Here is a 5,061-nt window from a genome sequence, read left to right on the forward strand (position 1 = left end):
CCCGTCAAATGCAAATTTCACTTTTATGGCAATTTTCTTCATTTCGACCGGCTTACGCCCCCAGGCAGGCCGTGTGAGCCGTGCGGGGCATGCCGACAAAGCCCTCGCGTGCCAGCAAGGGACGCGACGCGGCATCTCCCCGCAGCTTTCTTAAGTGCTTGTGAAGCGCAGGCGATTATAGGGCCGGTCCGATGACCACGCCGATTCCCAGCGCCCCGCCGGCGGCAGACCCGCTGGCGGACCGGCCGCCCGACGGGCCGATCGACGGCTTGGCCGCCCCGGCGCCGCTCGCCGGGCAGGTCCGAAGCGCGCTGATCTGGCGGTCGGGAAGCCAGATCGTCGCGCAGCTCGTGCAGTGGAGCGCCACCTTCCTGGTGATCCGCATCCTTGCGCCCGCCGATTACGGTCTGTTCGCGATGTGCCAGGTGATCCTGACCTTCATGGCGATGCTCAACGGCTATGGCCTGGCGAGCGGGCTGATCCAGCAGGCGACGATCAGCCGCCACGAGGTGCGCCAGCTCTTCGGCATGCTGATCCTGCTCAATGCGACGCTGGCCGCGGCGCAGCTGGTGCTCGCACCGCTGGCCGCGGCCTATTACCGCCAGCCGGTCGTCGCCGACATGCTGCGCGTTCAGGCGCTGCTCTATCTCACCACGCCGTTCATCGCCCTGCCCTATGCGCTGCTGTCACGCGCGATGGATTTTCGCCATCAGGCCAAGGCGAACATCACCGCCTCGATCGCCTCGGCGAGCACCGCGCTTGGCGGCGCGCTCTACGGCTTCGGGGTATGGACGCTCGTCATCGCGCCGCTCGTGCTGTTCGCGGTCCGCGGTGCGATGATGACGTGGAGCGCACGGTCGCTGGTCTGGCCGAGCTTCGACTTTCGCGGTGCGGGCCGGCTCGCACGCTATGGCGGGGTGATGGCGGCGAGCCAGCTCTTCTGGTTCCTGCAGAGCCAGGCCGATGTGTTCATCGCCGGGCGCCGATTCTCGCCGCACATGCTCGGCATCTACACGACCAGCCTGTTCCTCACGCAGATCTTCGTCAGCAAGTTCGTGCCGCCGCTCAACGAGGTCGCCTTTTCCGCCTATGCGCGGATGCAGGCGGATCCCGACGCGATCGGGCGGGCGTTCGTCAAGGGCGTGCGGCTGGTGATGATCGTCGCCATGCCCTTCTATCTCGGGCTCGCGGTCACCGCCAAGCCGCTGGTGCTGACCGTGCTCGGCGAGAAATGGGTCGAGACCGCGCCGATCGTCCGGCTGCTCGCGCTGGCGATGCCGTTCATGACGCTCCAGGTGCTGCTGACCCCCGCCTCCGATGCGCGCGGGCGACCGGGTATCGGCGTGCGCAACGGCGCGACCGGCGCGGCGATCCTCGGCACCGCGTTCCTGATCGGGGTTGAGTGGGGGCCGACCGGGCTCGGCCTCGCCTGGATCGCGGCCTATCCCCTCTATTTCGCGATCAGCGCGTGGCGGAGCCTGCCGGTGATCGGCGTCCCGGCGCGTGCGGTCGCGCGCGCGGTCGCGTCGCCCGCGCTGGCCGCGATCGCGATGGCGCTCGCGGTCTGGCTGGTCGATCAGCGCCTGCCAGTGCTCGATCCGGTCTGGCGCCTCGCGGTGCTGCTCGCGGTTGGCGGTTTGGTCTATGCGGGCGGGATGCTCGCCTTCGCGCGCGCGGCGCTCGGCGAGCTCGTCGCGGTGCTGCGCAAACGCCCCGTTACGCCCTGATCGGATCCGCGCCCTGATCGGGTCCGCGGGTCAGGCGGACTGGATATAGGCGCGCATCGCCGCGGCATCCGCCTCGATCCGGTCGATCCGGAATTTGACGAGATCGCCGATCGAGACGAAGCCGACGAGCTGATCATGGTCGATCACGGGCAGATGCCGGATCCGCCGCTGGGTCATCAGCGACAGCGCGCCGATCACCGATTCGGTCGGCGCGACCGATTTGACCGCGCGCGTCATCACGTCGCCGATCCGCTGCGTCAGCGCACCCGCGCCCTTGGCCTGCAGGCAATGGATCACGTCACGTTCGGAAAATATCCCGACCACGCGGCCGTCGTCGAGCACCGGCGCCGCGCCGATCCGCTGTTCCGCGAGCATCGCCACCGCGTCCGCGACGCTCGCATCGGGGTGCAGCGACAGCACCATGTCCGCGCGCGTGCCGTCACCGGTCCGCCGCTTGGTCTCGAGGATCGTCGCGATCGTCATCTCCGCCTCTCCTTGTCGCGTCTCCATGCGCGTGGCTTGAGAAAACCATGTTTGCGCGGCAATGAAAAGCGATGACCGATCCTTCTGCCGAGACTCCGACCGGACTCGACGATCCACATTATGCCGCGTTCGCCTGGGGCCGGTTCCGGACGATCATGGCGTGGATGATTCTGGCGGCAGCGATCTGCGCCGCGGGCGTCATCGTCGCGATGGCGCATCTTCAGGGTGCGCTGCACCTCGTGACGATGCTCGCGATTCTCGGCGGGGTCGGCGGATCGGTGATCATGGCCGGGCTGTTGATGGGGCTCGTCTTTCTGAGTTCGGGCAGCGGCCATGACGAGGACGTGACTCGAATCGACTAGCCGTCCGGGCGATGCCCGCGGGCGAGGGATGACACGAAAAAGGCCGGTACCGCAGCGTCGCGGTACCGGCCTTTTTTGATCCTGCCGTGTGGCGCGACGATCAGCCCGCCTCGACCTCGTCGGTGGCGACGCGGACGCGACGGCGACGCGGCTTTTCCGCGGCTGCGCCGTCCGCCGAAGCGTCGGCAGCTGGTGCCGGTGCCGAGGCCGAAATGCCGAGCGATGGCGGCAGGCGGTCTGCGTCGAACGCCGCGGGTGCGGCATCGTCCGTGGCGACCGGCGCGTCGAGACTGCGGTCGCGACGCGGGCGACCACGACGGCGCGGCTGCTCCTCGCCCGAACCGTCCGACACGGGCGCCGGGGTGCTCGTGACGTCGACCGGCTCGCCCATGGACTGGGGCGCGGACGACCGGTCATCGGACGTGGCTGCGTCGGGCGTGGCCGGCGTTACGCTGCGCGCGACGCCGTCGTCCATGCGATCGCCCTGCTGCTCGGACTCGGCTTGGACCGGACGCGCGGCGCGTGGCGTGCGACGGATGGTGTCGCGGCGCGGGGCATCGCGATACTCGTCACGGCCCTGGTTTTCGCGGGGCTGGGTCTCGCGCTGCTGGCCCTGCTCGTCACCGGGCTGTTCGTCGCGCGACGGCGTCATCCGCGGGCCGCGGGCCTCGCCACGCTGGGCGTCCCCGCGCTGGCCCTCGTTGCGCTGACCCTCGTTGCGGTTCGCGTCGTAGCGTGGGCGATCGTCGCGCTGCGAGCGGTCGTCGCGACCCTGGCCATCACGGCCCTGACCATCACGGCCCTGGTTTTCGCGGGGCGCGCGGGCGTTCGAATACTGGCCATTGGACTGGCCGCCATTCGCCATCGCCGCCTGGTCGCCGGATCCCTGCTGCCCGTTTTGCTGGCCGTTCTGCTGCCCGTGCTGCTGGCTGCCCTGCTGCTCGCCCGAGCGGATCGGTTCGCCCTCGTCGCCATAATCATCGTCGCCGTCGAGATCGAACGGCTGCTGGCGACGCGGCTGCTGCTGCGCCTGGGGCTGGCTCTCTTCGAAGCGTGCGCGGGTTTCGCTCAGCACGCGGAAGTAGTGATCCGCGAACTGCAGATAATATTCGATGTTGACGCGGTCGCCCTGCATCTGCGCGTCGCGCGCCAGGTTCTTGTACTTCTCGTACAATTGGCTCGCGTTGCCGCGCGCGCGGCTGTCGATACGGTTGCCGGTGTCGCGGCCACCCTGGCCACCACCACCGCCGCCGCCCTGGCGTTGACCGCCACCGCCGCCACCGCCGCCATTATTATTGTTGCCACGACCGCGACGGCGGCCGGCTTGCCGGTTGTTGATCAAGCTTGTGTCCTCAGTCGTCGAACCAAAATCTGGTCGTGCTCCGAAATGCGGTGCAAACCCCCCGCCGCGCACCGATGACGATGCGTCGGACTTGCCAGGGCCGCCGGACTGCAGCGACTTTAAGGCGAAGGATGCGGGTCAACGCTCAAAAACGACCAAGTTGTCGAGATTGCGTGCCCCTGCCCACGTGATAGCGGCCCGGAAGGGCCTCCCACAAGCGAAATATGCGGCGGCAGGCCATAATCGTCAAGTCGCGCCGGTCATCGCGCGAGCAGGACGCGCGGGTTTCCGCCATAATCATGATGTAGCGCAACGTGCAGCCCCGCCGCCTCGAGCAGCGCCGAGACCGGTCTCGCCTGCGTCGCGCCGATCTCGATCACCGCCGCACCGCCGGGTGCGATCAGCGCGGGGAGCTGCGCCGCGAGGATCCGGTAATCGTCAAGCCCATCCGCGCCTGCGAACAGCGCCGCATGCGGTTCGTGATCGCGGACCTCGGGCGGCAGCGTCTCCGCGGTACCGATATAGGGCGGGTTGGCGAGGATCAGGTCGAACCGCCCCTCGATCGCGTCCGCCCAGCTGCCGCGCAAAAACTGCGCACGGTCGGCCATGCCGAGGGCCGCCGCATTGGCGCGCGCATAGCCGAGCGCGTCCGCCGAAAAGTCGATGCCGAGACCGCGCGCGGGCCATTCGTCGAGCGCGGCGAGCAGCAGCGTGCCGGGGCCGGTGCCGAGATCGAGGATGGTCGCAGGCGCACCGCCGGCAAAATGCGCCTGCGCGGCGATCAGCAGCGTCTCGCTGTCGGCGCGCGGCACCAGCGCCCCCGGCCCGACCGCGACATCGATCGACCAGAAGCCGCGCGTGCCGGTGATATAGGCGATCGGCTCGTGCCCGAGACGACGCGCGACCAGCGCCGCGAAGCTGGCGGGGACGGCGTAGCGGTCGGGATCGAGCAGGATCGCGTTCCGCTCGACGCCCAGCGCATGCGCCATCAGCAATTCGGCATCGAGGCGGGGGGTGGCGGAGAAGGCGAAGCGTGCGGCCGCCGTGGCGAGGGCCTGACTTACCCCCCCTCCCGCACGCAAGACGGGAGGAAGCAGGCGAGCTCACCCATCCAGCTGCGCCAGCCGGTCCGCCTCGTCCTGCGACA

5 protein-coding genes are annotated in these 5,061 nt (G+C 69.1%); 2 read left to right on the forward strand and 3 right to left on the reverse strand.

Annotation, left to right across the window (positions count from 1 at the left end; all coding sequences use genetic code 11):
- The first annotated feature begins 191 nt into the window (after window positions 1–191).
- Window positions 192–1,727 carry a lipopolysaccharide biosynthesis protein gene (locus sphst_RS15010; protein ID WP_107045779.1) on the forward strand — a complete coding sequence of 512 codons (1,536 nt, stop codon included), beginning with the start codon at window positions 192–194 and terminating at the stop codon, window positions 1,725–1,727.
- A gap of 30 nt (window positions 1,728–1,757) precedes the next feature.
- Here sphst_RS15010 and sphst_RS15015 read toward each other — a convergent pair whose 3' ends face one another.
- Window positions 1,758–2,210, reverse strand: coding sequence for a CBS domain-containing protein (locus sphst_RS15015; RefSeq protein WP_031394021.1), 453 nt, complete (start codon window positions 2,208–2,210; stop codon window positions 1,758–1,760).
- 71 nt (window positions 2,211–2,281) lie between these two features.
- Between sphst_RS15015 and sphst_RS15020 the strand changes: the two genes are divergently transcribed.
- A complete protein-coding gene (locus sphst_RS15020; RefSeq protein ID WP_031394022.1) occupies window positions 2,282–2,572 on the forward strand; it encodes a hypothetical protein in 291 nt (96 codons plus the stop codon).
- Between the two features lie 100 nt (window positions 2,573–2,672).
- On the opposite strand, the gene sphst_RS15025 is transcribed toward sphst_RS15020, so the two are convergent.
- Window positions 2,673–3,914, reverse strand: a complete 1,242-nt coding sequence (locus tag sphst_RS15025) for a DUF4167 domain-containing protein (RefSeq protein ID WP_234387688.1) — start codon at window positions 3,912–3,914, stop codon at window positions 2,673–2,675.
- Window positions 3,915–4,174: 260 nt separating this feature from the next.
- Window positions 4,175–4,996 (reverse strand): peptide chain release factor N(5)-glutamine methyltransferase, encoded by an 822-nt coding sequence (prmC, locus tag sphst_RS15030; protein WP_107045780.1) that lies wholly within the window; start codon window positions 4,994–4,996, stop codon window positions 4,175–4,177.
- Window positions 4,997–5,061: the final 65 nt, after the last annotated feature.

This window comes from Sphingomonas sp. STIS6.2 (genome assembly GCF_000732685.2).
Taxonomy (GTDB): domain Bacteria; phylum Pseudomonadota; class Alphaproteobacteria; order Sphingomonadales; family Sphingomonadaceae; genus Sphingomonas; species Sphingomonas aerolata.

Bases quoted from the DNA above. Each gene is read 5' to 3' on its own strand.
- sphst_RS15015 (WP_031394021.1), bottom strand. From the start codon at position 2,210: ATGACGATCGCGACGATCCTCGAGACCAAGCGGCGGACCGGTGACGGC.
- sphst_RS15020 (WP_031394022.1), top strand. From the start codon at position 2,282: ATGACCGATCCTTCTGCCGAGACTCCGACCGGACTCGACGATCCACAT.
- sphst_RS15010 (WP_107045779.1), top strand. From the start codon at position 192: ATGACCACGCCGATTCCCAGCGCCCCGCCGGCGGCAGACCCGCTGGCG.